The sequence below is a fragment of the Streptacidiphilus rugosus AM-16 genome (assembly GCF_000744655.1).
Classification (GTDB): Bacteria; Actinomycetota; Actinomycetes; order Streptomycetales; family Streptomycetaceae; genus Streptacidiphilus; species Streptacidiphilus rugosus.
The window spans coordinates 464,527-489,829 of record NZ_JQMJ01000004.1 but is presented as its reverse complement, the minus strand read 5'-3'; the positions used below and the strand labels follow the sequence as shown (position 1 = coordinate 489,829).

General features: G+C 73.0%; 24 protein-coding genes. 13 read left to right on the top strand and 11 right to left on the bottom strand.

Annotated elements, in window-relative coordinates; translation table 11 throughout:
• The first annotated feature begins 9 nt into the window (after positions 1-9).
• Together BS83_RS11080 and BS83_RS11075 are read left to right on the top strand one after the other, a co-directional pair.
• Complete coding sequence (locus BS83_RS11080) at positions 10-333, top strand: DMT family transporter (protein WP_037603610.1); 324 nt, start codon at positions 10-12, stop codon at positions 331-333.
• Between the two features lie 35 nt (positions 334-368).
• Entirely contained in the window at positions 369-881 is a 513-nt protein-coding gene (locus tag BS83_RS11075; RefSeq protein ID WP_037603609.1) for a flavodoxin domain-containing protein, read from the top strand.
• 63 nt (positions 882-944) lie between these two features.
• On the opposite strand, the gene BS83_RS11070 is transcribed toward BS83_RS11075, so the two are convergent.
• Positions 945-1,466, bottom strand: coding sequence for a pyridoxamine 5'-phosphate oxidase family protein (locus BS83_RS11070; RefSeq protein WP_084713353.1), 522 nt, complete (start codon positions 1,464-1,466; stop codon positions 945-947).
• Between the two features lie 418 nt (positions 1,467-1,884).
• On the opposite strand from BS83_RS11070, the gene BS83_RS11065 reads away from it, so the two are divergent.
• The 4 genes from BS83_RS11065 to BS83_RS11050 all read left to right on the top strand — a co-directional run bounded on the left by BS83_RS11065 (position 1,885) and on the right by BS83_RS11050 (position 6,214).
• A complete protein-coding gene (locus BS83_RS11065) occupies positions 1,885-2,631 on the top strand; it encodes a dienelactone hydrolase family protein (RefSeq protein ID WP_037603608.1) in 747 nt (248 codons plus the stop codon).
• Between the two features lie 302 nt (positions 2,632-2,933).
• Positions 2,934-4,136, top strand: a complete 1,203-nt coding sequence (locus BS83_RS11060; protein ID WP_037603607.1) for a globin domain-containing protein — start codon at positions 2,934-2,936, stop codon at positions 4,134-4,136.
• 105 nt (positions 4,137-4,241) lie between these two features.
• Complete coding sequence (locus tag BS83_RS11055) at positions 4,242-5,327, top strand: ABC transporter ATP-binding protein (protein WP_232248221.1); 1,086 nt, start codon at positions 4,242-4,244, stop codon at positions 5,325-5,327.
• Positions 5,327-6,214 carry an ABC transporter permease gene (locus BS83_RS11050; protein ID WP_051942928.1) on the top strand — a complete coding sequence of 296 codons (888 nt, stop codon included), beginning with the start codon at positions 5,327-5,329 and terminating at the stop codon, positions 6,212-6,214. Before BS83_RS11055 ends, BS83_RS11050 begins: the two co-directional genes overlap by 1 nt.
• A gap of 19 nt (positions 6,215-6,233) precedes the next feature.
• On the opposite strand, the gene BS83_RS11045 is transcribed toward BS83_RS11050, so the two are convergent.
• A complete protein-coding gene (locus BS83_RS11045; RefSeq protein ID WP_037603606.1) occupies positions 6,234-7,205 on the bottom strand; it encodes a TIGR03560 family F420-dependent LLM class oxidoreductase in 972 nt (323 codons plus the stop codon).
• Between the two features lie 508 nt (positions 7,206-7,713).
• Between BS83_RS11045 and BS83_RS11040 the strand changes: the two genes are divergently transcribed.
• Positions 7,714-8,559: an aldo/keto reductase gene (locus BS83_RS11040; RefSeq protein ID WP_037603605.1), complete on the top strand. Its 846-nt coding sequence runs from the start codon at positions 7,714-7,716 to the stop codon at positions 8,557-8,559.
• 45 nt (positions 8,560-8,604) lie between these two features.
• Here BS83_RS11040 and BS83_RS11035 read toward each other — a convergent pair whose 3' ends face one another.
• The 4 genes from BS83_RS11035 to BS83_RS11020 all read right to left on the bottom strand — a co-directional run bounded on the left by BS83_RS11035 (position 8,605) and on the right by BS83_RS11020 (position 11,277).
• Positions 8,605-9,021 carry a hypothetical protein gene (locus BS83_RS11035; RefSeq protein WP_037603604.1) on the bottom strand — a complete coding sequence of 139 codons (417 nt, stop codon included), beginning with the start codon at positions 9,019-9,021 and terminating at the stop codon, positions 8,605-8,607.
• Between the two features lie 84 nt (positions 9,022-9,105).
• Entirely contained in the window at positions 9,106-10,074 is a 969-nt protein-coding gene (locus BS83_RS11030) for a hypothetical protein (RefSeq protein WP_051942927.1), read from the bottom strand.
• A 319-nt stretch (positions 10,075-10,393) separates the two neighbouring features.
• A complete protein-coding gene (locus BS83_RS11025) occupies positions 10,394-10,744 on the bottom strand; it encodes an ArsR/SmtB family transcription factor (RefSeq protein WP_037608657.1) in 351 nt (116 codons plus the stop codon).
• A gap of 161 nt (positions 10,745-10,905) precedes the next feature.
• Positions 10,906-11,277, bottom strand: a complete 372-nt coding sequence (locus BS83_RS11020) for a hypothetical protein (protein ID WP_037603603.1) — start codon at positions 11,275-11,277, stop codon at positions 10,906-10,908.
• A gap of 136 nt (positions 11,278-11,413) precedes the next feature.
• Here BS83_RS11020 and BS83_RS11015 point away from each other — a divergent pair, with 136 nt between their 5' ends.
• The gene (locus BS83_RS11015; protein WP_157597115.1) at positions 11,414-12,271 is read left to right on the top strand and encodes a hypothetical protein; all 858 of its coding nucleotides are present in this window, start codon (positions 11,414-11,416) and stop codon (positions 12,269-12,271) included.
• Positions 12,272-12,282: 11 nt separating this feature from the next.
• Here the strand turns inward: BS83_RS11015 and BS83_RS11010 are convergent, their stop codons facing one another.
• From BS83_RS11010 to BS83_RS10995, 4 genes are all read right to left on the bottom strand, one after another.
• The gene (locus BS83_RS11010) at positions 12,283-12,798 is read right to left on the bottom strand and encodes a putative immunity protein (RefSeq protein ID WP_037603602.1); all 516 of its coding nucleotides are present in this window, start codon (positions 12,796-12,798) and stop codon (positions 12,283-12,285) included.
• Between the two features lie 3 nt (positions 12,799-12,801).
• Entirely contained in the window at positions 12,802-13,320 is a 519-nt protein-coding gene (locus BS83_RS41660; protein ID WP_051942925.1) for a MarR family winged helix-turn-helix transcriptional regulator, read from the bottom strand.
• A gap of 75 nt (positions 13,321-13,395) precedes the next feature.
• Positions 13,396-15,507, bottom strand: coding sequence for an MMPL family transporter (locus tag BS83_RS11000; protein WP_037603601.1), 2,112 nt, complete (start codon positions 15,505-15,507; stop codon positions 13,396-13,398).
• Between the two features lie 16 nt (positions 15,508-15,523).
• Positions 15,524-16,819, bottom strand: coding sequence for an NAD(P)/FAD-dependent oxidoreductase (locus tag BS83_RS10995; protein ID WP_051942924.1), 1,296 nt, complete (start codon positions 16,817-16,819; stop codon positions 15,524-15,526).
• A 140-nt stretch (positions 16,820-16,959) separates the two neighbouring features.
• Here BS83_RS10995 and BS83_RS10990 point away from each other — a divergent pair, with 140 nt between their 5' ends.
• The gene (locus BS83_RS10990; protein WP_084713351.1) at positions 16,960-18,555 is read left to right on the top strand and encodes a cryptochrome/photolyase family protein; all 1,596 of its coding nucleotides are present in this window, start codon (positions 16,960-16,962) and stop codon (positions 18,553-18,555) included.
• 36 nt (positions 18,556-18,591) lie between these two features.
• Here the strand turns inward: BS83_RS10990 and BS83_RS10985 are convergent, their stop codons facing one another.
• Positions 18,592-19,854, bottom strand: a complete 1,263-nt coding sequence (locus BS83_RS10985) for a vWA domain-containing protein (protein ID WP_037603599.1) — start codon at positions 19,852-19,854, stop codon at positions 18,592-18,594.
• A 231-nt stretch (positions 19,855-20,085) separates the two neighbouring features.
• Here BS83_RS10985 and BS83_RS10980 point away from each other — a divergent pair, with 231 nt between their 5' ends.
• From BS83_RS10980 to BS83_RS10965, 4 genes are all read left to right on the top strand, one after another.
• Positions 20,086-21,639, top strand: coding sequence for an amino acid adenylation domain-containing protein (locus BS83_RS10980; RefSeq protein WP_037603598.1), 1,554 nt, complete (start codon positions 20,086-20,088; stop codon positions 21,637-21,639).
• On the top strand, positions 21,639-21,938 hold the full coding sequence (locus tag BS83_RS10975) for an acyl carrier protein (protein ID WP_084713349.1): 300 nt from the start codon (positions 21,639-21,641) through the stop codon (positions 21,936-21,938). The genes BS83_RS10980 and BS83_RS10975 overlap by 1 nt, the downstream gene beginning before the upstream one ends.
• A gap of 20 nt (positions 21,939-21,958) precedes the next feature.
• Positions 21,959-23,356, top strand: a complete 1,398-nt coding sequence (locus BS83_RS10970; protein WP_063774341.1) for a flavin monoamine oxidase family protein — start codon at positions 21,959-21,961, stop codon at positions 23,354-23,356.
• A 239-nt stretch (positions 23,357-23,595) separates the two neighbouring features.
• Positions 23,596-25,302 carry a class I adenylate-forming enzyme family protein gene (locus BS83_RS10965; protein WP_037603597.1) on the top strand — a complete coding sequence of 569 codons (1,707 nt, stop codon included), beginning with the start codon at positions 23,596-23,598 and terminating at the stop codon, positions 25,300-25,302.
• Position 25,303 lies beyond the last annotated feature (1 nt).

Here is a 25,303-nt window from a genome sequence, read left to right as displayed (position 1 = left end):
GAGCACACGATGAGCTGGTTCCTGCTCGTCCTGGCCGGAGTCTTCGAAACCGGGTTCGCAGTCCTGCTGAAGCAGAGCCACAGCTTCACCCGGCTGTGGCCCACCGTCGGCTTCGCCGTCTGCGCCCTGGTCAGCTTCGCCCTGCTCAACCTCGCCCTGCGACACCTGGAGGTCGGTCCCGCCTACGCCACCTGGACCGGCATCGGCGCCGCAGGCACCGCGCTGGTCGGCATCGCGTTTCTCGGCGAGTCGGCCTCCGTCGTCAAACTCGTCTCCATCGGCCTCGTGCTGGTGGGCGTCGTCGGACTCAACCTCTCCGGTGTCACCGGCTGACGCCGGCGCACCGAGCCAGGACAGGAGGTGAAGCGATGACCGTGCTCGTCGGATACGCCAGTGCCCACGGCTCCACCCGGGAGATCGCCCAGCGGCTCGGCACGCGGCTGGCCGAACTCGGCTGCCCGGCTGACGTGGTCTCCCTCGACGGCGATGTCGACCCGCGGGCCCACGGTGCCGTGGTCCTCGGCAGCGCCGTCCACGGTCAGCACTGGCTCCCGGTGGCCGAGGACTTCGTCCGCGCCCACCGGGACGTTCTCGCCGAGCGGCCGCTGTGGGCCTTCAGCGTCGGCCTGCCGGCAGCTCTGCGCGGCCCCTGGCGTCGCCTCGCGGGAAAGGAGGAGAGGGTCGTCCTCGACGCCCTCGCCCTGCCGGCGAGCCTGCGCGGCCACCGCCTCCTCTCCGGCGTCATCGCCCCCGAGCACGTGGGCCGGGCGGGGGCCCTGATGTTCCGGCTCGTCGGCGGTCGTTTCGGTGACCACCGCGACTGGCAGGCCGTCGACGCCCTGGCGGCCGACATCGCCACGGCGCTTCGACCCGGCATGTGACCCCGCCGCGACGCGGCACGGCGCGAACCGCCGCCCCGCACGGCCCGGCCCCGTGACGCGGCATCAGGCCGGTACCATCCGCATGCCGTTGACGATCTCGGGATCGAGGACCACGGCGTGGGTCATCTCCGCGTCGAACCACGGGGCGGGATCGGCCCGATGGCCGTCCCCCAACGAGCCGTCGGTCAGGTCCTCGGGGGTGAGCAGGCGGGCGTAACCGGTGACGGTGACACTCCACCCGAGCCGGGTCCGCGTGTCGACCGCGTCCGCCTGGTAGACCACGACCGTGCCGCGGTCGTCCCCGGTGGGCAGAGCGCTGGTGAGGGCAGCGCCCCTGTGGGTGCGGATCACGATCCGGCCCTCCACCAGCACGTGGTTGACCAGGCGGATCGCCGGAAGGGCGTGCTCGGTGAAGACGATCCTGCCGAAGGGCGCCTCGGCCAGCAGGGCGAGCGCCTCGTCGCGCGCCAGCGACACGAGGCGGCGTGGGCCGGGGAGGTTCGGCACGTCGCGCTGCGTCAACAGGTCCGCGCCCGTCACGCGGTCGTCGGTGGGCGCACCGCCCTCGATCTCGTCGTTCACCATCCGTGTCCCTCTCGAAACGCCCCTCACGCGCGGGCCGGTCAGGTTCCCGCTCCGCCGAGCATGAGCCGCGGGACGAGAACCTGTCGAGGGCCGAACGGCCCTGCCGCCACCGTGTCCGGCGCCACGCCGCGGGACCGCACCGCGATGTGCCACTGGGGCCCGCATCCCCTGCGGACCCTGTCGGCGAGCCCTCGCTCGACCGAGTCGTCCCACGAGGTCGGGCGAGAGCGAGGCGGCCGTGGAGATCGATCACCGGGTGGGTGGGCCCTGTGCTACGTTTCTCGAGGCCGTGCGAGAGAACGAGGAGGTGGTACCCGTGAACGCAGAACTGACATGGGTGCTCCCCTCCGGGGTCACGGTCGGGCGATAGGTCGTCGTCCGGGAGCGCCGTTCCGCAGCACTCCCGAAAGGCACGACCATGACTCTTCACCTCACCGCCGAACAGCGCCTCGACGACGACGTCCTCGAGCGCGCCTTCACCCTCGGCGAGATCCCCGGCATCCTCTGGACGCCGGAAGCCGCGTCCGCCTCCGCGCCGGTGCCGCTGATCCTGCTCGGCATCCCCCCGCTCGGACTGAACCGGATGTACCCCCGACTGGTGGCGCGGGCTCAGCGCGCCGCGGCGGAAGGCTTCGCCGCGGCCACCATCGAGCTGCCCGGCAGCGGCGAGCGGCCCCGCCGGCCTGTACTGGACCGGGCCCGCGCCGACCTGCGCCGCGCCATGGAGGCCGGCGAGCCGGTCGGCGACGAGATCGTCGACGCCCTCGTCCTGCCGCTCGTCGACAAGGCCGTGCCGGAATGGCAGGCCACCCTCGACGCCTTGCTCGCCCTTCCCGAGATCGGCGGCCCGGTCGGGTACTCGGGGGGAGTGATCTCCATCGGCGTCCGCCTCGCGGCGGTCGAGCCGCGCATCGTGGCCGCCGGGCTGTTCGCCGGGAGCCTCGTGCCCCGCTCCATCGTCGAGGAAGCCCGTCGGGTCAGCATCCCGCTGCACGTGCTGCTCCAGTGGGACGACGAGGGCAACGACCGGCAGGCCTCCCTGGAGCTGTTCGACGCCTTCGGCTCCAAGGAGAAGACCCTGCTCGCCAACATGGGCGGGCACACCGGCGTCCCGCAGCACGCGGGGGACGACGCGGCCGGGTTCTTCGCCCGGCATCTGAAGTAGGGCAGGGCGTCAGGCCGGCTGCCGTCGCTGGGCGGTGACCTGCGGGCGGGGGTGGCGGGGGCCGCGACGAGTCCCGCCGCCCCCGCAGCTGACACCGCGGTCCGATGCGACGCCAGGGCCGCCCCGCCCACGGTCCGGACCGCCCCGCGGGGCCGGTCGGGTCCGACCGTGGGGCCGTTCGGCCCCGATGCGGGCCGGGGGGCGCTCACGGCCTCCTGCGCCAGCGGGGCGGCTGGTAGAACCGGTGGCGGCCGCAGTGCTTCGGCCCTCTCCCATCTCGCCTTTCTCCGTCTGGAGTTGCCATGCTGTCCGCCGAGTCGGCTTCCGTGATCCGTGCCACCCTGCCCGCCGTGGGCGGCGCGCTGGACGAGATCGCCACCCGCTTCTACGCCTCCATGTTCGCGGACCGCCCGGAGCTGCTGGACGGGATGTTCAACCGGGGCAACCAGGCCAGCGGCGCGCAGCGCCGGGCCCTGGCGGGCTCCATCGCCGCCTACGCCTCGGCGCTCGTCCACGATCCTGAGGCCGCCCCCGACGCGCTGCTGGACCGCATCGCGCACAAGCACGGCGCCGTCGGGGTGACCGAGGACCAGTACACGATCGTGCACAAGTACCTCTTCGCGGCGATAGCCGAGGTCCTGCGCGACGCGGTCACCCCAGAGGTGGCCGCCGCCTGGGACGAGGTCTACTGGCAGATGGCCGGCGCGCTGATCGCCAGGGAGGCGCGGCTCTACCAGGCCGCCGAGGTGCCGCCCGGCGACACCTGGCGGCCCTGGACGGTGGTCGGACGACGCGAGGAGACCCCGGACACGGTGTCCTTCCTGCTGCGTCCCGCCGACGGACGCCCGGCTCCGCGGGCCAGGGCCGGACAGTACGTCAGTGTCCGGGTGCAGTTGGGCGACGGGATCCACCAACTGCGTCAGTACAGCCTGTCCGCCGACCCCGACGCTCCGGCCGACCTGCGCCGGATCACCGTCAAGCGGGTCGTCGGCGAGGATGGCGCCCCGGACGGCGAGGTCTCCGCGTTGCTGCACGGGACCGTGGAGGAAGGGGACCTGCTGGTGCTCTCCGCCCCGTTCGGCGACGTGGTGCCGGACGAGAGCGAGGTCCCGCTCGTCCTGGTCTCCGCCGGGATCGGCTGCACCCCGATGGTCGGCATGCTCGACCACCTCGCCACGACCGGCTCGACCCGCTCCGTCCTAGTGCTGCACGCGGACCGCACCCCGGCCGACCACGCGCTGCGCGAGGAGACCCGCCGCCTGGTCCACGAACTCCCCGGGGCCCGGGCCCTCTTCTGGTACGAGAACGATGTGGCCGGGACGGGCGACCTGTTCGGTCGGATGGACCTGTCGAAGGTCGCCGTTCCCGCGGACGCGCAGGTGTACCTCTGCGGCCCGATCCCGTTCATGCGGGGCGTCCGCGCCCAGCTCCGCGAGGCCGCGGTTCCCGCGGACCGCATCCACTACGAGGTCTTCGGCCCCGACCTGTGGCTGCCGGAAGCCTGACGCCGGGGGTGCCGCCGGTCCCGGCACCGGTCGGCACTCCGCCCGGCGTCCCTGCCTCGAGGTGCGCACCCTTCGGGGCAGGGCCACGCTGGAACCAGGGCTCGGGTGCTCGTCGTCGAGGGGCCGCTCGTCGGAGCCCCGCTGGTCGCCGTGATCGAGAGGGCGACGCAGCAGCGGACCGACATGCGCGAGGCGGGCTTGGGCGAGCAGGAGACGGTCATCCGGGCCGCGGGGCTCACCAAGGTCTATCCCCGGGCGTCGGCACCCGCCGTCCACGGACTCGATCTGGACGTCGCCCGCGGGGAGCTCTTCGGGCTGCTGGGGCCCAACGGCGCGGGCAAGACCACCACCGTGGGGATGCTGACCACCCGGGTCGTCCCCACGTCCGGCCGGGCGTGGGTGGCCGGGATCGACGTGGTGGCCCGTCCGACCCTGGTGAAACAGCTCATCGCGGTGGTCACCCAGCAGAACACGCTGGACCGGGCGCTGACCGTCCGGGAGAACCTCTACTTCCACGCCCTGCTGTTCGGTGCGCGGAGCCGTCAGGCACGGGCGGCGGCGGACGAGATGCTCGAACGCTTCCACCTGGCCGGCCACGCCGACGACTCCGTCCATGTGCTGTCGGGAGGCCTGGCCCAGCGGCTGATGGTGGCCCGGGCGATCATGCACCGCCCCGCGGTGCTCTTCCTCGACGAGCCCACCGCGGGACTGGATCCGCAGAGCAGGCTCGCGCTCTGGGAGGTGCTGCACGAACTCGTCGCCCGACGGCAGACGATCATGCTCACCACGCACAACATGGAGGAGGCCGACCGTCTCTGCGACCGGGTGGCCATCATCGACCACGGCCGGATCCTGGCCCTGGACACCCCGTCGGCACTCAAGCGCGGTGTCGAGGCGGACACACAGGTGACGGTCCAGCTCGCCGGCGCCGGCGCCGGTGCCGCTCCCGCCGACGGGGACGGCGACAGCCGGGAGCTGGCCGAGCTGCTGTCGCTGCGGGTGCCGGGCGTGGTCCGGACCAGGGTCGTGGACGGGCGGGTCGAGCTCCAGGTCAAGGCCGGGGACCGGCTGCTGCCCCGGGTGCTCGAGGCAGCCGAGTCGGGTGGCTTCCACGTGGCCGACCTGTCCTCGGCGGAGACCAGCCTGGAGACCGTCTTCATCCGCCTCACCGGGAAGGAGCTGCGGGACTGATGAGCACGGACGGCTTCGCGGCAGCGGGTGACGCCTCGCTCGTGGGACTGCCGCCGCCGCGCACTTCGGCGGCGGCGAGCCGTGCCGCGTTGCGGGCGCTGATCCGGCGGGATCTCACCGTCCTCGGCAAACACTTCGGCGAGTTCGTCGCCCGCACCCTGATGCAGCCGTTGCTGCTGGTCTTCGTCTTCCTCTACGTCTTCCCGACGATCGGCCAAGGCGTGGGCGGGGGTGGCGGTCCGGTGGGCGAGTCGGCCTTCGCCACCGTCCTGGTGCCGGGCGTCGTCGCCATCTCGATCATGTTCCAGGGGATCCAGTCGGTGGCGATCCAGCTCTCGCAGGAGTTCGGCTACACCAGGGAGATCGAGGACCGGGTCCAGGCGCCCTGCCCCATCTGGCTGGTGGCCGTCGCACGGGTGATGTCGGGGGCGGTGCAGGCCCTCATCTCGGCGCTGATCGTGTTCCCGATCGCGGCCGTGGTGCACGCGCCCGGTGTGCACGCGCACCTGACCGTCCACTGGTGGATCGCCGTCACGCTCATCCCGCTGGCCTGTGTGGCGATGACCTCACTGGGCCTGGTACTCGGCACCACGTTCGAGCCGCGCAACATCGGACTGATGTTCGGCTTCGTGGTGCTGCCACTGGTCTTCCTCGGCGGCACCTACTACCAGTGGACACGCCTGGGCGCGGTGAGCGCCGCCGGCATCCACTGGCTGCAGGTGCTGGTCCTGGTCAATCCCTTGATCTACATCGCCGAGGGGATGCGCGCCGCGTTGACCGACGCCGCGCACATGCCGCTCTTCGTCGTCTACCCGGTGCTCGTCGGCTTCTGCGCCCTCTTCCTCGCGCTCGGCCTGCGGAACTTCCGCCGTCGCGTGCTGTCGTGACGGGGGCCGCCCGCCGGACTCAGATCAGCCGCGGCATGACCTCGGTGGCGAACAACCGCATCGACTCCAGCCGGGCGGCCTCGTGGAAGTAGAGGACGAAGTACTGGATCCCGGCGTCGACGAGCGTGCCGAACATCTCCACGAGCTGCGCGGGCGTGCCGACGGCATTGTGCTCGGCGAGCTCGGCGCGGGTCCGGCCGTTCAGGTGGGGAGCCGTCATCCGGTCGAGTCCGGCCTCGTCGGGAGCGACGAACACGGAGAGTGCGGCGGTGCGCAGGATGTCGTCGTAGTCGCGGCCCACGTCGGTGCAGTGGCGGGCCAGCACGTCGAGCTTGTGACGGTAGAACCCCGGGTCGGTGTGGTCGGTCAGGTTGCAGGCGTCCGCGTACTGCGCGACCAGACGTAGGGTGACCTTCTCGCCGCTGCCGCCGATCAGCAGCGGGATGTGCGGCCGTTGCACCCCGGTCGGGACGTTCACGGCGTCACGGACCCGGTGGTGCAGACCCTCGACGGTGCTGCGCGGTGTCCGCAGCATCGCGGTGACCACCTGCGCGGCCTCGCCCAGACGGTGCAGCCGCTCGCCGGTGGCGGGGTAGGGCGCGGGGTAGCCGTAGGCCTCGTACTCGCGGCGGTCCCAGCCGGCCCCGAGGCCGAGCAGCGCCCGGCCGCCGCTGGCCGCGTCCAGCGTCGCCGCCATCTTCGCCAGCAACGCGGGGTTGCGGTAGAGGTTGCAGGACACCAGTTGTCCGAGCCGCACCCGCCGGGTCTCCCTGGCCAGTGCGGCGAGGCTGGTCCAGCACTCGAACACCGCCTCCTCCTCGGCCTGGACCGGCTGCAGGTGGTCGTACAGCCACACCGAGTCGAAGCCGAGCTCCTCGGCTTCGCGACCGACGGCGATCATCGCCGCGAACTGCTCGACCGGATCGATCAGATGGCCGAGATCAAGCCGCCAGCCCTGCGGCAGCACCGCACCCCACCGGATCCCCGACATGCCCGTACGCCCTCTCGCCCAGATCCTTCACCGTCCCGTCGGCCGACGGACGTAGGACATCCGGCAGGACCGCGCCGAGGCTAGCCCGTCGCGGGACACCTGTGCAAAGTCTTGCTGCAAGAACCGGTAGCGTGGGCGCGTGGGTCCGCCGGCGATCCTCGAGGAAACCCGGCACCCCGTGCCGCCGGTCGGCGCTCACCGTCCGGTCGGCACGCTGCCGCTCCACGCACGTGCCGGGGCCCGGCTGCCGCCGGTCCGATGACAGCCGCGAGCCACGGCACGGGGACGGAGGGGACGGCAACCGCGGGTCCGAGGCGGCGGCAACCCTGTTCTGCCGCCGCCCCGGATCGCGGCGAACGCCCGTCCGATGCGGCGCCCGAGCGGCGGCGAACTCCTCGCCGGCGGCTGCCGGCGAGCGGGTGGTGCGATCCTGGCAGTGTTCCGCACGACTCGCATGTCCCGTCCTGCTCCGTTCTGCCTTGTCCGTCGCGAGCGAGAGAGTCCGATCATGACCAGTTCCGCCCTCTCGGGCCCCGCCTCCACCGTGCCGTTGCGCGGGGGCGTCGACATCCCGGTGCTCGGCCTCGGCGTCTTCCGTGCCCCGGCCGGCCGGGAGACCCGGCAGGCCGTCACCGCCGCACTCGACGCCGGGTACCGGCACATCGACACCGCGGCCGTCTACGGCAACGAGGCCGACGTCGGCCAGGCGCTGCGCGACACGAAGGTGGCCCGGGACGAGGTCTTCGTGACCACCAAGCTGTGGAACGCCGACCACGGCTACCGGCAGACCCTGGACGCGTTCGAACGCAGCCGCCGCCTGCTCCAGGTGGACCACGTCGACCTGTACCTGGTCCACTGGCCGGTCGCCGGGCCGCGTCTGGAGACCTGGCGCGCGATGGAACACCTGCTGGGGACCGGAAAGGTCCGTGCGATCGGCGTCAGCAACTACATGAGCCGGCACCTCGAGGAGCTCCTGGAGCACGCCGAGCAGCCACCGGCGGTCAACCAGATCGAGCTCAGCCCGTACAACTGGGCCTCCCGTGCCGGCACGGTCGACCTGTGCCGCGGGAACGGAATCCAGGTCGAGGCCTACAGCCCGCTGACCAAGGGCCGAAAGCTCGCCGACCCGCCGCTGGTCGCCGTCGCGGACGCCCACGGGCGGTCCACCGCCCAGGTGCTGATCCGGTGGGCGCTCCAGCACGGGCTGGTCGTCCTGCCCAAATCGACGCGCTCCGAGCGTATCGCCGCGAACGCGGACGTCTTCGGCTTCACCCTGACCGACGCCGAGATGACCGCCCTCGACGCGCTCGACGAGAACCTCGTCACGGGCTGGGACCCCACGACCGCCCCCTGAGCCGAGCGGCGGCCATGCACTCCGCCCTGATCCACAGGAGAGGCCCTAGTGCCGCCTGACCACGAGCGTGACCGTCCAGCTCTTCCCCGACGTCGTCGAACTGGAGATCCTGGTGACGCCGACGGCAGTGCCGACGAACATCGCCGGGGTGACGCCGAGCGGTGCGGTCATCACGCCGGTGTTGGTGGGGGTGACGACCGTGCCTCCGTCGGAGGCATGGACGGGCTGCCAGCGGCCGCCTCGGGCCGCCGTGAGGAAGACGTCGACCCGATCGCCCATGGGCAGGCAGTAGACGCCGGCCTGCTGCTCCGTCAGAGTCCCTGCGGAGTGCGGCAGTACGGGGTCCGGCAGCTTCGAGCAGGACGGCTGCGGCGTGGGCGCGGCCGCCGGGGTCTTCGCCGCCGAACCGGCGCAGCCGCTGAGCGTGGCCAGCAGCACGACGGTGACCAGCGCGTTCTTCATGGCATTCCTCGGGATCACGTGAAGGCACGGAGACCGAGCCCGGCCCGGGGAGGGTGACGGGCTCGGCCTCCGGAGCGTGGAGCGTCAGTGCTGGTTGGTGGCGCTGGTGTAGGAGACCACACACCCGCCGGCGTTGCCGTTGAAGTTGTTGCTCCACAGCGACTGCACGGCGAAGTTGGCGCCGTTCAGGCTGACGATCGAGGACGCGCCCTGACCGCTGGAGATCCAGGCGCACTTGTCGCCGGTCTCCGCCCCGGACCCGTCCACCCAGCCGCTGCTCGGCGCCGGGTCGGTGATCGTCTCGGCGTACTCGTGGCCGCCGACGATGGTGACGCCCTCGGTCGCGCCGTTGACACCGGAGGAGCCGGTGGCGACGAAGTTGGCGCCGCAGCTGGCGCCCGCGTCGGTCAGGTAGGGCATGTTGGTGTAGGGCAGGTCGGCGCCGGACCCGGTGGTGGTGTGGTCGTGCCAGGCGCACCACTGCGTCTTGAAGCCGGAGGGCGCGACACCCGTCGGAAGGTCCACGATGACCTGGACGTTGTCGCCGGAGATGCCGAAGTGGGCGGCGGCCTTGACGGCCTCGGCGGCGATGGCGGACGTGCTCGGTCGGCTCGGGGTCTTGGCCGAGCTGTCCAGCCAGGTGCCCTTGACCGGGTTGGCCGACGGGTGGCCGACCGCGGTGCCCGCACCGTTGCACTGGGTGGTGCCGACGGCCACTCCCTGGCAGTACTGGGTCTGGGAGTTGGACCAGGTGTCACCGCTGCCGTAGGCGTGCTGGAAGAAGCTCAGCTGGAGCGGCGCCTCGCCGGACGGGTCGTTGGTCAGCGAGGAGGTGCCCCACTGGTTGCCCCAGTAGACGATGTAGATGTTGGGGTTGGTGACGACGTTGCCGCCGCCGTAGGCCATGTTGCCGCTGCTGCTCGCCGCGGCGGCGGCCTTGTGGGCGTTCATGTGGTGGGGGGCGAGCTCGGAGGCTCCGGCGGGGGCGGACAGCGCCAGACCTGCGGCGGCCAGCGCGGTGGCGCAGCCGGCGACAAGTGCGGAACGAAGCACGGTGGTGCCCTTCTCGAAAGCGGGGGAGAACGGGAGGGCTGTGCAACGCCGCTGGCCAGGCGGCTCGTTGGTGTCACCACGTTGAGGGGGGTCCTTGCGATCCGAGACGTTAGGTGATCTGTCGCGTGCCGTTCAAGAGCATGTCGCCAGGGTCTGAGCGAACTGAGAGGTTCCGGAAACACGGCGGTTTCACGAGGCACGACACATACGAAGAAATCCGGCGCAGCCCGGGGGAGTGGCGGCCGGGTGCGCCGAAGCCGCGGGGCGTGGCTGACGATTCGTCAGTCGGCCACGCCCCGCCTACCCCTGGATGCTCGGCTCACGGCACGCTCGCGCCCGCCGACTCGCCCTCGCGCAGTTCTGCCAGCAGGTCCTGCTGGCCGGCGATCAGTTCGGTCAGGATCCGGCGGGCGGCGCGCAGCAACTCCGCGACGTCGCCGCCCGCGAGGGAGTACACGACGGTGTCGGCCTCGCGCACCGCGGTGACGATGCCGGAGCGTCGGAGCACCGCGAGCTGCTGCGACAGGTTGGAGCGTTCGACGTCGATGTCGGCCAGCAGGTCGCGTACGGGCTTCGGCCCGTCCTGCAGCAGTTCGAGCACCCGGATGCGGACGGGGTGCCCGAGCATCCGGAAGAACTCCGCCTTGGCCTGGTACAGCGGAACCGGCACCACGCTCTCAACTCCCGTCCCTCTCGCCAGGACAGCCTGTCCCGGCCTGGCACATCGCCCCATTCTCGCGCGCCGGCCCGAGCCGCGCCCGGGTTTCGCGTGGGCGCCGCCTCCCGTGCCGGACGGCAAGGCGGCGCCCACGTCCTTCGACGCCTCCCGGCTCAGAGGTCCAGGTCGGCCTCGATCTGCTTCAGCCGGTGCCGGGCCATGGCCAGGTTGGACCTGGCCCGGTCCAGCACCAGGACCAGGAACAGCCCGCCGCCGGTGTGCGAGGTGAGCGGACGGATCAGGTGGTACTGCTTGGTCAGCGTGATCAGGACGTCCTCGATCGCTCCTTCCAGACCCAGCATCTCCATCGTCCGCAGCTTCGCCCGCACCAGTTCCGTGTGCCCGGCGGCGGCCACCGCCAGGTCCAGGTCGTCGGTCCCGCCGAGCACGCCCAGGCTCATCCCGCTCGCCAGATCCACCAGGGCGACCCCGAGGGCCCCGTTGACGGTCATGGCGTCCTTCATTGCAATGTCGATGTTCACCATGACGCAGGACGCTAGGACCGCCGCCGGATCCGCAACTGACGAATTGAAGAAGTCTGCAATTCCCTCGCGCCGCAGGAGTAATGTGGCCACTTACCGCTCGACGCGCCCGCCGCCCGAGCATGGTTATCCTGCCACGGTGACAGTGATTCTGCAGGTGGGGGCCCCGGTCCGGTCGACCGCGACCGAGCCGGTGGTGGAGCTCTGCGCGGCGCCGAAGACACCCGACGCCGGATGGAGCGGGCCACACCTGACCGTGCACGGACGGCCCGCGTTCGAGCAGTCCTTCTGGTGCGGCACGTGCGCCCTGCTCTTCCGCCGCCTGGACGGCGCCGACCACTACCGCGACCCGGCACTCCTGCGGGACCGGCTGGCCACCGGCCTCGACCGGCTCGACGACGACGTGGTGCGGGCCTTCGTCGGCCTGCTGGCTCCTGGGCGCTATCTGCCGTTGCTGCTGGAGACCACCCCGGAACTCGTGCTGCCCGGAGGTGAACGGGACTACTTCCTTCGCGAGCAACTGGACACCTGGGATGCCGAACAAGCCCCGCACGACCTGCCCGTCGACCCGGCCACCGCCTACTACCGGCTGGACCCCGGCACCCCCTTGCCGGTGCCCGACGGCGGTGTGCTGTTCGAGTTCGTCGTGCCGATGCAGGCGGCCTCCCACGACGATCCGGACACCGTCGACCGCTACGCGCGCGCCCTGCTCGACGGAGGGACCCCCACCGCGGTCGCGGTCGGCGTGCTGGACACGGCAGCACCCGCCGTGTGGACCAAACCCCCGAAGCTGGACGCCCAGCACTGGGCGCTGACCCACTTCCTGCTCGACGGCCACCACAAGGCCCGGGCCGCCGCTCTCGGTGGGCAGCGACTGCGGCTGCTCTGCCTGCTCGCCCTCGACGGCGGCAACACCGACCCCCGGTACGCCCAAGCGGTCCCCGCCCTGTTCGACGGTGCGCCGGCGGACGTCGCCTGGCCCGTCGGAACGGGGTGAGAGGCGGCGTGTCAGCAGTCGAAGACCGACCAGCAGATCGCGTTGCGCAGGCGCTGGTCGTCCAGAACGAGTGCGCGGATCTCCTGCGGGAGCCGGTCGCGCTGCCAGCGGCATTCGAGGCGTCCGGCGTGCTCGGCTTCGCCCGCGGGGACGGCTGCGCGCACCGCCTTGATCGCGTAGGCCGCGGCGCCCAGCTCGTGGGCGGCCACGTGCGCCACCACCGCCGCCTGCCCGGCGGCGAAGGCCGCATGACGCGGCGCTCCGGTCAACACCCGGGCCGCCGCCATGGCGTGACCGCCCGCCGCGCGGGAGTCGGACATCCTGATCTCGCCGCGCGTCCACGCCCGGATCTGCTCGATCGCGTCGCGGGGCCGGGGGTCCTCCGGCTGCGCCGACTCGAAGAGCGGCAGCACGTGCTCCGCGCACGCCGCCGCCCACAGGGCCAGCAGGTAGTGGTCGGAGTCCGTGAGCGTTCCGCCGCGGCGGAGGGTGATGAAGCGGGGGTCTCGCTCCTTGGGGAGGATCACGGGTCATCCGGCCCCTTCGGTGCGGTCGAGCTCCTCGGCCGCCGTGCGGATCCGGGCAGCGGCGGCGCCGAGGAAGCGGACGACCGTGGCGCGGTCGGCCTCGCTCAGGTCGGCGGCCGCCGCGTCGACTCCGGCGATCAGCGGGCGGAGGGCGGCGACGATCTCCTGGCGGGCGTGCTCGGTGGGGAGCACCACGGTCCGGCGGCGGTCGCTGCGGTGGGGCGCGCGGGTGACGTGTCCCGCTTCCGCGAGGCGGTCGACCAGGACGGTGGCCGAGGCCGAGCGGATGCCGAGAAGGTGGGCGAGGTCCATCGGCCCGAGCCCCTCGGGGGAGCCGAGCAGGTGCTCCATCGCGGTCACGTCGTTCTGGCCCAGGCCGAGGTGTCTGGCCAGCGCCAGCTCGGCGTCACGGTTGGCCAGCAGCAGTTGCCGGACCGCCCAGGCGACCGGTCCGCCGAGCTCCGGCTCCCCTCCCTCGGACGCACCGCCACCCCGGCTCGCGCCGTACTCGGCCTCGGACACCTCACCGCACCGCCTCTCGGATCCCTCGCCGCCGACCGAGGTCGGCGGAGCCTCGTCCGCCGGGACGGGCCGGGTCTATTGTCCCCGGGCGGGAGCCTCGCGCGGACCGGCCACGTCGTCCGCGGGCCGACCCGGCGAACCTGGCCGACTCAGCCTGCTCGGCCACCAGACCCGGTCGCCCAGATCGTGGACCAGGGCCGGCACCAGCAGGGAGCGGACGACGACCGTGTCCAGCAGCACGCCGAAGGCCACGATGAACGCGATCTGCAGCAGGAACGCCAGCGGGATCACGCCGAGCGCCGAGAAGGTGGCCGCCAGCACCACGCCGGCCGAGGTGATGACGCCCCCGGTGGTGACCAGCCCCCGCAGCACACCGGCGCGGGTCCCCAGCCGTCGGGACTCCTCCCGCACCCTGGTCATCAGGAAGATGTTGTAGTCCACGCCGAGCGCCACGAGGAACACGAACCCGTACAGCGGAACCGAGGCGTCCGCGCCGTGCAGGTCGAACACCGCTGGGAGGACCAGCGCGCTGATACCGAGCGTCGCCGCGTAGTTGAGGACCACCGTCGCGATCAGCAGCAGGGGCGCGACCAGTGAGCGCAGCAGCAGGACCAGGATGAAGGTGATGATCGCCAGCACCACCGGGATGATGACCAGGCGGTCGTTCGCCGCGGTGTCCTGGATGTCCGACTGCTGTGCGGTGTAGCCGCCGACCAGGGCGTTCGCGCCCGGCACCCGGTGGACCGCGGACCGCAGGGCTCGGACGGTCCGCTCGGCCGCCTGGCTGTCGGCCGGGTCGGCGAGCACCGCGGCCACGCTGCCCGGGCGGCCTCCCCGTCCGGTCGGCGCGAGGTCGGCGGAGGCCACTCCGTGGGTGCCGCGCACCGCGGCCAGGACCTGCTCCGCCCGGGCGGGGTCGGTGAGGACCACGACGGGGTTGCCCTGTCCTGCGGGGAAGTGGTCGTTCACGACACGCTGGGCGGTGACGGAGGGTTCGGTGTGGATGAAGGTCTCGTCCAGCGGCAGGCCGTGGGCCGAGAACAGCGGGAGTGCGCAGGCCGCCGCGACCAGGCCGGCCAGCGAGAGCGCCCAGACCCGGCGCGCTCGTCGGCCGATCAGTTCCGCGGTCCGGGTCCAGACGCTGGAGCTCGTGCTGTCCCCGCGGTGTGGGCGTGCGGGCCAGTACGCGGCACGGCCCGTCAGGACCAGGACCGCGGGCAGGAAGGTGAGGGCGCCGAGCGCGGCACAGGCGACGCCGATCGCGCCGACCGGGCCGAGCGCCTGGTTGTTGGTCAGATCGCTGAGCAGCAGCGCGAGCAGGCCCAGGGCGACGGTCGCCGCGCTCGCTCCGATCGGTTCGACCGAACGCCGCCACGCGGTGCGCATCGCGGCGAAGCGGTCCTGCTGCCGGGTCAGTTCCTCCTTGAAGCGGGCGCTGATCAGAAGCGCGTAGTCGGTGGCCGCACCGATCACCAGGATCGAGAGGATGCCCTGCACCTGGCCGTCGATCCGCACCACGCCGTGGCGGGCGAGCGCGTAGACGACGCCTGAGGCCAGCCCGAGGGCGAACACCGCGCTGATGATGACCAGGAAGGGAAGCAGCAGGCTGCGGTAGACCGCGAGCAGGATCAGCAGCACGACGGCCAGCGCGACGCCGAGCAGCAGACCGTCGATCCCCGCGAAGGCGTCGACGAGATCGGCCTGGCTCGCCGCCGGTCCGGCGAGGAACACCGAGGCGCCCGCGATGCCGGCCGTCGAGCGGACCGCGTCGACGGTCCCGTGGAGCCGGTCTCCCAGGTCGGCGCGGAGCGGGACGACGGACTGCAGGGCCTGACCGTCCTCGGAGCGTACGACCGGGCTCGGCGGGCCGACCAGTCCCGGGACCCGGGCCACGGCCGTGAGCCGCTGGTCGGCCGCCTGGGCCGCGCCGGACGGCAGCGCGCCGGGAGCGGAGCTCCATACCAGCACCAGCGGTACCGACTCCTCGGTGTCCGTGCGGCGTTGGAGGGCGAGGACCTTGGTCGACTCGGCGCTCTGCGGCAGGAAGGCCGCGTTGTCGTTGGTGGCGACCTGGCCGAGCTTGCCGGCGAAGGGGCCGAGGGCGCCCCCGATCGCCAGCCAGACGACCACCAGAACCGCGGGGAGCAGCCAGCGCAGACGGCGTTGGAGCAGGGGTGAGGGGGACACGGCGCGTGGCACCTACCTAGATAAACGAGCTACCTGTTTCTCTAGGTATATCAGAGGCGGGCTCCCTGTTCAGGCGCCGGACCGCTCCGAGGTCCCTGAGCACCGCGCGGGCCGCCCGGGAGCCGGAGGCCAGCGCGCCCTGCACCGAGGCGGTGGCCCGGTGGTCGCCGCAGACGTAGCGGCCGGGAGCGAGCCGGGTGGTGTTGCTGAGCGGAGCCGAGGCGGGGAGTGCGGGCAGCGCCTCCGGGACGTGGTGCACGGCGATCCGCTCCCAGCTCCGCAAGGAGGTCCGGTAGAGCGCGGCCAGGCGCCGCTCGGCGAGCCCGATCTGCTCCGGGGAGGCCGTGCCCAGGAGCGAGGTGGAGATCAGCGCTGTGCCGACGGGGGCGTAGGCCGGCTGGACGTTGCTGACGACGCAGCTGTGCAGCAGCGGCCCCTCGCCGTCCACCAGGAGCTGCTTCGCGGTCCAGGGCGGCGCGGGGGCGGCGTGATAGAGCGTCGTCACCGGGCGGACCGGCACCGGGGGCAGGTGCGGCAGCAGCGATCCGGCGGCGGTCGGGCCGGTGGCCACGACCACCGCGGGCGCGTGCACCTCGCGGCCGCGCGCGAGCAGGACGCCGTCGTCGCCGAGGCGCTCGACCGGGCTGCGGAGCCGCAGCACCCCCGCGGGCAGACGGTCGGCCAGTTGGCGCGGGACCTGGCCCACGCCGCGTTCCGGCAGACAGAGCGTGCCGCGGAGCATGCTGCGCCACACGAGGTGGAAGAACCGGCCGGAGACCGTCAGCTCACGGTCCAGGAACACGCCGCGCAGGAAGGGCGCCAGTACCTCGTCGCTGAAGCCGTCGCTCAGACCGGCCCTGGTCAGTGCCTGACGGGCGGTCACCTCCCTTCCGCCTTTGAGCAGGCCGACGGGGGCGAGCATGTCCCTGGCGCTGAACGCCGCCAGCGCGGCGAGGTCGCGTGCGGAGCCGAGCCGCAGCAGTCCGGGCAGGACGCCGCGCTGCCGGGTCGGATCGCCCACCAGGACGCTGCCGTCGGCGCGGGCCAGGACGAATCCGGGGTCGAAGGCCCGCAGGCGCAGCGCCCGCAGGTCGACCCGACGCCGCACCTGCGGGTAGGCGGTGTTGAAGACCTGGAATCCCCGGTCGAGCAGGAAGCCGTCCTGCGGGTCGGAGACCATGCGCCCGCCGACGCGGTAGGAGGACTCCAGCAGCATCACCTCAAGCCCGGCGTCGCACAGGTCGTTCGCGCAGGCGAGCCCGGCCAGGCCCGCGCCCACCACGACGGCGTCCACTCGCACCGCACGCGCCATCGGAGATCACCCGCCACTTGAGAACCGTCACCGCCGTCCACCCCTGCACCTCCGACCCTCCCGCCGCGTCCGTCCCGTCACGACCCGCCGCGTTGACGCATCGAAGTGCGGGCATCGGCACGCGAGTCGATGAGACGGCGATGCGACTCGCCTCTGGGCGACACGCCCCGCCACGGTCGGAGAGGAAACCACGGGCCGGCGCAGAGCCGGGCAAGGAGGCACGTGTGACCGCGACCCGCCCGCACTGGCTGTTCGCGGACCAGCTGGGTCCCCACTTCCTGACGCCGGAGGACCCTGGACCCGACGCCGACGCGCCGGTGGTGCTCGTCGAGTCCCTGGCCGTGCTGCGTCGGCGCGTCTTCCACCGCGCCAAGGCGCACCTGGTCCTGTCCGCCCTTCGACACCGGGCGGCCGAGCTGGGGGACCGGGCGCGGTACGTCCGGGCGGACACCTACCGGGAAGGGCTCCGCCTGGCCGTCGGCGACGCGGCGGTCACCGTGCACCACCCCACCTCCAGGGCGGCGCTCGCTCTCGTGGACCGGCTGCCGCAGGTGGAGGTGCTGCCGCCGCGCGGATTCCTGACCGACTTCGCCGCGTTCCGGCGCTGGGCAGGGAGCCGCGGCCCGCGGCGCCTGCTGCTGGAGGACTTCTACCGTTCGGTGCGGGAACGGCACGAACTGCTGATGGACGCGGGACAGCCGGCCGGCGGCCGGTGGAACCTGGACGTGGAGAACAGGGAACGGCCGCCGCGCGGTGCCGGCCGGCTCCCGGTGGAGCCGCCCTGGCAGCCCGAGGAGGACGAGATCGACCAGGAGGTGCGGGCCGACCTGGACCGGTGGGAACGCCGGGGCGAGGTCCGGTTCCTGGGCCGCGACGGCCCACGCCGTTTCGCGGCCACTGGAACCGAGGCGCGTCAGGCGCTTGCCCACTTCCTCGCCCGGCGCCTGCCCGACTTCGGCCGCTGGGAGGACGCGATGCTCTCCCAGGACCCGTGGATGGCCCACAGCCTGCTGTCGGCGCCGCTCAACCTCGGCCTGCTCGACCCGCTGGAGTGCGTGCGCGGCGCCGAGGACGCGTACCGCTCCGGCGCGGCCCCGCTCAACAGCGTCGAGGGCTTCGTCCGGCAGATCGCCGGGTGGCGCGAGTACGTGTGGCAGCTGTACTGGCACTTCGGCGAGGACTACCGCCACGCGAACGCGCTGGACCACCGCGGGGCCGTCCCGGCGTGGTTCGCCGATCTTGACGCCGACGCCGTCGGGGCCGCCTGTCTGCGCGGCGCTCTGGCCCAGGTCCGCGACACGGGATGGACGCACCACATCCCCCGCCTGATGCTGCTGGGCAACTGGGCGCTGCAGCACGGCTGGGACCCCCGTGCGGTCACCGACTGGTTCCACCGCGCCTTCGTCGACGGCTACGACTGGGTCATGGTTCCCAACGTCGTGGGCATGTCCCAGCACGCCGACGGCGGGCGCATGACCACCAAGCCCTACCTGGCCGGCGGCTCGTACATCCACCGGATGAGCGACTTCTGCGGCTCCTGCCGCTACGACCCGCAGCGGCGGACCGGACCGGAGGCCTGCCCGATGACCACCGGCTACTGGGCGTTCGTCGCCGACCACCGCGCCCTGATGGCGGGCAACCCGCGCACCGCGCGGGCCGTCGCCGGCCTGGAGCGCCTGGGCGACGCCAGGCGGCTGCTGGCGGACGAACGGCGGCGCGGAGACGGGCCGCCGTGAGCCCGCCCCCGGCCGCGCGAGCGTCGGCGCCCGGCGTCAGCGGATGACTCCGGCGCGGCGGGCGTCGGTGAGCCACTGCGGGAACTCGCTCAGCAGCCGGTCGTAGAGCTCCGCGTCGGTGATCCGGTCGATGTCGTCGACCTGGAAGAAGCCCGCGTTGTCGACCAGACGGCCGGGCATGGTGTCGAAGCGCTCCAGGATGCCGTAGTCGGACCGGCCCAGCCCGACGAACTGCCAGAACACCGGCTCGGCCGCGGCCTTGGTCAGCAGCGCCTGGATCTGACGGCTGCGGTTGATGCCGCCGTCGGAGAAGAACAGGACCAGTACCGGGTCGCCGGGCTCGGCGGCGTAGAAGTCGAGGATGTCCCTGATGACCTCGGGCTCGTTGTTGCCGCCGAAGACGTGCACCAGGTGGTCGGGGACCCGCAGGCTGCCGTCGGGGAGCGGTGGCAGCTGCCGGTTTCCCTGGCGGATGTAGACGTTGGCGGCGATCCAGGGCTCCAGCTCCTGCGGCACCCGCAGCGAGGGCAGCCGGGCGCACTCGTCCGCGAAGATCCAGGCGTCCAGCGAGCTGTCGTCGTCGACGACGGCGGCGACCGGGGCGATCCGCTCGACCAGCCGGCCCACCACGCCCGCGTGGTAGAGCGGCCGCATGGAGCCCGAACGGTCCAGCACCAGGGCGACCCTGGCCCGGACCCCGGCCGCGCCGCGCTTCTCCAGACTGACCCTGACGATCTCCTTGCGCAGCGAGATCGGGTCGCCCGCCGGGGCGGACCGCGGGGGCGCCGGCGGCTCGTCGTCCACGGTCACGCCGAAGTCGGCGGCGAGCCCGGCCAGGCCGGTGTCGTAGCCCTGGCCGAGCGCGCGCAGCCGCCAGCCGCCCTGGCGCCGGTAGACCTCGGCGAGCAGCAGCAGCGTCTCCGGCCCCGCGGTCCGGACGGGGAAGGACGCGGCCACCGAGCCGGCCGCGTCGTGCAGTTCCAGCGCCAGGTCGCGCACGTCGGCGAAGACGCCGCCGTCCACGGTCGCGGCGACGACCACCCGCTCCACGTCGGCGGGCAGCCGTGCCGGATCGACAGCCAGCGTCTGGCGGCCCGGCGTGCCGCCCAGGTGCCGCACCGCACCGGCCTCGGCCTGCGGCTGGTTGTAGAAGACCAGATCGTCGTCGGAGCGCACCCTCCCGTTCGCGGCCACCAGCACGGCCGACGCGTCCAGTACCGAGCCGCCCGCCCAGCGGAGCAGCAGGGTCAGTTCCCCGGCGGGGACGGGGGTGTGGGCGCCTGCGATCAGTTCAGTCATGGCGGCATTCTCCGGCACTTCGGCCCGGATTTGTTCGGCGGTCCCCGAGAATTCCGGGAATTGGGAGCACCCCTGGCCGGGGTGCCGCTCTCAGGGCGGCGTTCACCCTTCCCCCACAGAATCTTGATAAACCCACGTCAACACCCATTGTCCCCACACATGTTCGAAGGTAGAGTCCCGAATCGCCGAGCGTGACAAAGGGGGGCACGCAGGGCACTACTTGGGGCGGACATGTCAAATCACAAAGGCGTCGATGCGCAGACCGCCGACCTTCTTGACGCGTTCATGGAATTATCTCGTCGTCAGCCGGACCGACCCGCACTCGCATCCCCGGACGGCGTTCTCGACTATGGTCAACTCGCGGTCAAGGCCCGTCATCTGACGGAATGCCTGGGATCAGCGCCGGGCATCGTCGCGGTGGCGGCGGAACATCGGCCGCAGACCGTGATCGCCCTGCTGGGGGTGCTCGCGGCCGGCGGCGGCTACTGTCCGGTCGACCCGGCGCACCCCCGGTCCCGCAGGGAGGCGATGGTCCGGACGGCGGGATGCCGGCTGCTGCTGGGCGGCGGCGCGGACCTGGCCGCGGAACTCGGTCTGGAATACCGGGAAATCGAGTCGGACGCGGTTGCCGGGCCGCAGGATAGGCAGTCGGCCGCCGATGACCGAGCGGCTGCGGCGGATTCGGAGACGCCCGCCTACCTGCTCTTCACCTCGGGATCCACGGGGCGGCCGAAACCGGTGGTGACACCGCGTCGGGCAATCTCCGCGTCGGTCGGGTCGCTGCGCGACCTGTTCGGGCTGACGCCCGAGGACCGCGTCCTCCAGTTCGCGTCGCTCAACTGGGACACCTGCTTCGAGGAGATCCTGCCCGCGCTCACCGCGGGAGCGGCCGTGGTCTTCGATCCCGACGCGCACGCGGGCTCGTTCCCACGCTTCCTCCGGATGATCCGGCGTACACGAATCACCGTACTCGACCTACCTACGGCGTTCTGGCACGAGCTGGTGCTGCATCTGGTGGAGAGCGGGGAGAAGCTGCCGGACAGCCTGCGGCTGCTGGTGATCGGCGGCGAGGCGGCCGCCCCGGCGCGGCTGGCCGACTGGTCCCGGCTGGACACCGCGGGGATCCGCCTGCTCAACACCTACGGCTGCACCGAGACCACGCTGGTCACCCATGCGGTGGACCTGTGCGGTCCGCTGGCCGCGCGGCCCGGCGCGGCCTGGGACGCCGCCGTCCCGGCGCCCATCGGCCGACCCCTGCCGCACGTGCGGCAGCGGATCGGCGCCGAGGGCGAACTGCTCGTCGGGGGCCCCGGACTGGCCACCGGCTACCTCGGGCTGCCCGAGGCCACCGCGGCCCGGTTCACCGAGGTGGACGGCGAGTTCTGCTTCCGCACCGGCGACCGGGTCGAGCGCGGCGCGGACGGCCTGCTGACCCACCGCGGCCGGCTGGACGGCGAGCTGAAGGTGCGCGGAGTCCGCGTCGACCCGGCCGAGATCGAGGCCCAGATCGCGACCCACCCCGAGGTGGGCGCGGTGGCGGTGGCCGGGGCGCTCGTCGCGGGCCGGACCACGCTGCTGGCCTACGTGGTACCGGCCGCGCGGGCCAGAACCACCGGACTGGACACCGAGGTCCGGTCCTTCCTGCGCGGCCGGGTGCCCGAGCAACTGCTGCCCAGCCGCGTCACCGTCGTCCCCCGGCTCGTCCTGACCCCGAGCGGCAAGGTCGACCGGGCGGCCTCACACCGGCGTTACGCACCACCCGACCAGGTCAAAGGAGACCTCTGATGAGCGTGGACACCACCCTCCCCGACGGCGGCACCACCGGAGGAAGACCGGGGGAGACGGCGCCGAGCGGTGCGTCCGCGGCGCTCGTCGACGACCTGGTGGCGATCTTCCGCCGGGTCCTGGAGCGCTCCGACGTGACGGCCGACGCCGACTTCTTCGCCCTCGGCGGCGACTCGCTGCTCGGCACCAGGGTGCTCAGCGCGATCGCCCGCGGCCACGGCGTGGAGCTGGAGTTCGGCGACCTGCTGGACGCGCCGACCCCGCGCGGGCTGGCCGAGAAGACCGCGGCGGCGCGGTGAACGGGCCGGCGGGGCCGGCGGTGAACGGCCCGACGCGCGGTGGCGGCGAGGCACGCGGCCGGGTCGTGGTGGTCGGCGCCGGCCTGGCCGGGCTGACGGCCGCCGACGGGCTGGCCGCCCGGGGCTTCGCGGTGACCGTGCTGGAGGCCAGGGAACGGGTCGGCGGCCGCACCCACGGCCTGGAGGTCGCCCCCGACCAGTGGATCGACGCGGGCGCGGCCTACCTGGGCGAGCGTCACACCGAACTGCTGGCTCTGGCCGCGGACACCGGCCTGAAGACCACCCCGACGGAGATGCACGGCGCCAGCCGCTTCGCCCTCGGCGCCGACCCCACCGCCACCAGCGACGGCCGCTTCCCGCCGTTGAACGCCGTCGCCCTGGGCGACCTGTTCGAGCTGCTCGACGAACTGGCCGCCGCCGTGCGACCGGACGCGCCCTGGCTGACTCCGGACGCGGCCCGCCTGGACACGCTGACCGTCGCCGAGTGGGCCGGGCGGGAGCTGCCGCACCCGGACACCCGGCTGTTCCTGCCGCTGTTCCTCGGCGAGATGACCGCCGCCGACCCGGCCGACGTCTCGCTGCTGCACCTGGCCTTCTACCTGCGGTCCGGCGGCGGCCTGCGCTACCTCAACGCCTTCGAGGGCGGCGCCCAGCAGGACCGGATCGAGGGCGGCGCGCACCAGCTGTGCGAGCGGCTGGCCGAGCGCCTCGCCACCCGGCCCGGCGCCAGGCTCCGGCTCGGCGAGCCGGTCCGCGCGGTCACCCAGGACGCGGACGGCGTCACCGTCCGGTCCGCCCGCGGCGAGTACCGGGCCGAGGCGGTCGTCATGGCGCTGCCGCCGCTGCTGGCCGAAGCGGTCGCCTACACGCCCGCGCTGCCCGCGCCCCGGGCGGGGGAGCGCACCGCGCCCGGCTGCGCGGTCAAGGTCAGCCTGGTCTACCCGGCGCCGGTCTGGCGCGACCACGGACTGTCCGGCTGGTCGGTCAACTCCGAGGGCCCGCTGCTGTCCACCGTGGACGACTCGCCGGCCGGCGGCGGCGTCGGCGTGCTCACCGGCTTCGTCACCGGCCGCGAGGCCCACCGCTTCGCGGCGCTGGACGCCGAGCGGCAGCGGGCCGTCGCGACGGAGCAGGCGGCCAGGCTCTTCCCGATGCTGCCCGCCCCCGTCGGGGTGCATGTCACCGACTGGGTGAACGAGCGCTACAGCCGAGGCTGCTACGCCGCCCTCTTCGGCCCCGGCGACTGGCTGCGGCTGGGCCCGACGCTGACCGCGCCCGTCGGCCGGATCCACTGGGCGGGCACGGAGACCAGTACCGAGTTCTTCGGACTGATGGAGGGCGCGATCCGCTCCGGCCTCCGCGTCGTCGCCGAGCTGGCGGAGACCGCGCAGCCGTCGGAGCCGGCCGACCGCGGCTGACGTCGCCTCAGGCCCGGCACCGTGCCGGGCCGTTCGTCGCACCTCGCATGACGCACCTCGCATGACGCACCTCGCATGACGCACGTCGTACCGCGCACCGGTGCCACCCCGCACCGCCTGCACCGCGCACCACCCGCACCACCCCGCACCGCGCACCTCGCACCGCATGTTGATCGCGGCCGCCCGGCCCGGCTCCACAAGAGCCGGGGGCCGGGCGCGCCTCACCCCGGGAGAGCGCCATGAGCGACCAGAGTTCCATCGCCCCCCTCGCCGCCAGACGGCAGTTGATGACCGAGCCCGACCTCGGCGCCGGCAACTTCCTCGACCACGCGATCGCGGTCAACCCGCATCGCGCGGTCCCCTTCGCCTACAGCCACCACACCGACCACCGCGGTCAGGTGGTGCTGCGCGGCCACACCCTGCTGGACCTGGCGGCGCTGCGGGACCGCTACGCCCGGTGGTACCACGCCAACGGGGTCAGGCCAGGGGAGCCGGTCGGCGTCGTGGTGGCCGAGGGTCTGGAGCCGCTCCTGCACTTCTTCGCGCTGACCGCGCTCGGAGCGATCCCCGCGCTGGTCAACGATGCGATGCGGCACGACGTCATGGTGCGCTACCTGAACCATGTGGGCGTGGTCGGCGTGGTCGCCGACGACACCACCCGACTGGCCGCCGCCTACCGCGAGGACCCGCAGCGGCGGCCGCGCTTCCTCGCCCTGGCCGCCGAGGTCCAGGCCTTCGACGCGGACCGGGCCGAGCTGCCCGAGGTCTACCCCTACCGCCATGCCGCCGACGACGTGGTGGCGCTGATCCACTCCTCCGGCACCACAGGTACGCCCAAGTCGACGATGCTGGCGCACCGTCAGTTCTGGGACGGGAAGCAGCCCCGGATGGAGCGCTTCCCCGCCGAGCCCTACGACCGGCTGATGTCGCTGATGCCGCACACCCACGCGGGCGGGCTCAGCTACTTCCTCACCGCCACCCTGATCGGCCTGCCCACGGTGGTGATGGGCGACTGGCGGCGCACCACCGTGGAGCCGGTGATGGAGGCCTTCCGGCCCACCATGGTCGCCTCGTTCCCGCGCACCTTCGTCGAGCTTGCCACCGGCGAACTGCCGGCCCGCGGGGCGGCGAAGGTGCACTCCTGGTTCAACACCGGCGACAGCGCGCACTACGGCCACATCCGGCGCCTGGTGACGCTGGGCGAGCGGCCCGCCGGGCTGATCAAGCCCTGGTTGCTGCCGCAGGACGCCGCGCAGGAAGAGCCGTTGCCCGGTTCGCAGTTCGTCGACGGCCTGGGCTCCTCGGAGATGGGCATGGCCCTGTTCGGCCAGGTCTTCACCCCGGAGACGCCGCGCGACGACCGCTGCGTCGGCAGGGCCACCGAGGTCGTGATCAAGGCCGCGGTGCTGGACCAGGACGGCGCGGAGGCGCCCGACGGCACCGTGGGCATGCTGGGGATCGTCAGCCCCTCGCGCACCCCGGGGTACTGGCACGCGCCGCAGCTCACCGAGTCCTTCGAGCTGGGCGGCTACTGGCTCACCGGCGACGTGGCACGCCGCGACGCCGAGGGCCGGTTCTACCATCTGGACCGCACCGTCGACGTGATCGACACCCTCGCCGGACCGGTCTACAGCCTGCCGATCGAGGAGGTGCTGCTGGCCGACTGCGCCGAACTGGTGCAGGACTGCTCGGTGGTGGGCGTGCCCGGAGCGCCGGGGGAGGGCCAGCGCCCGATCGCGGTGGTGCGGCTGCAGGCGGACGCCGCGCGGTGCACGGCCGAGGAGGTCCAGGAGGCGGCCAACAAGGCGCTGGCGGAGGCGGGTCTGGCGACCCTCGCGGCGGTCAGCGTCGCGCGGACGCCGGAGGAGTTTCCGCTGGGGCCCACCGGTAAGGTCCTCAAGCGCGAACTGCGGACCCGCTTCGCGACCCTGCTCTCCGGCCTGTAAG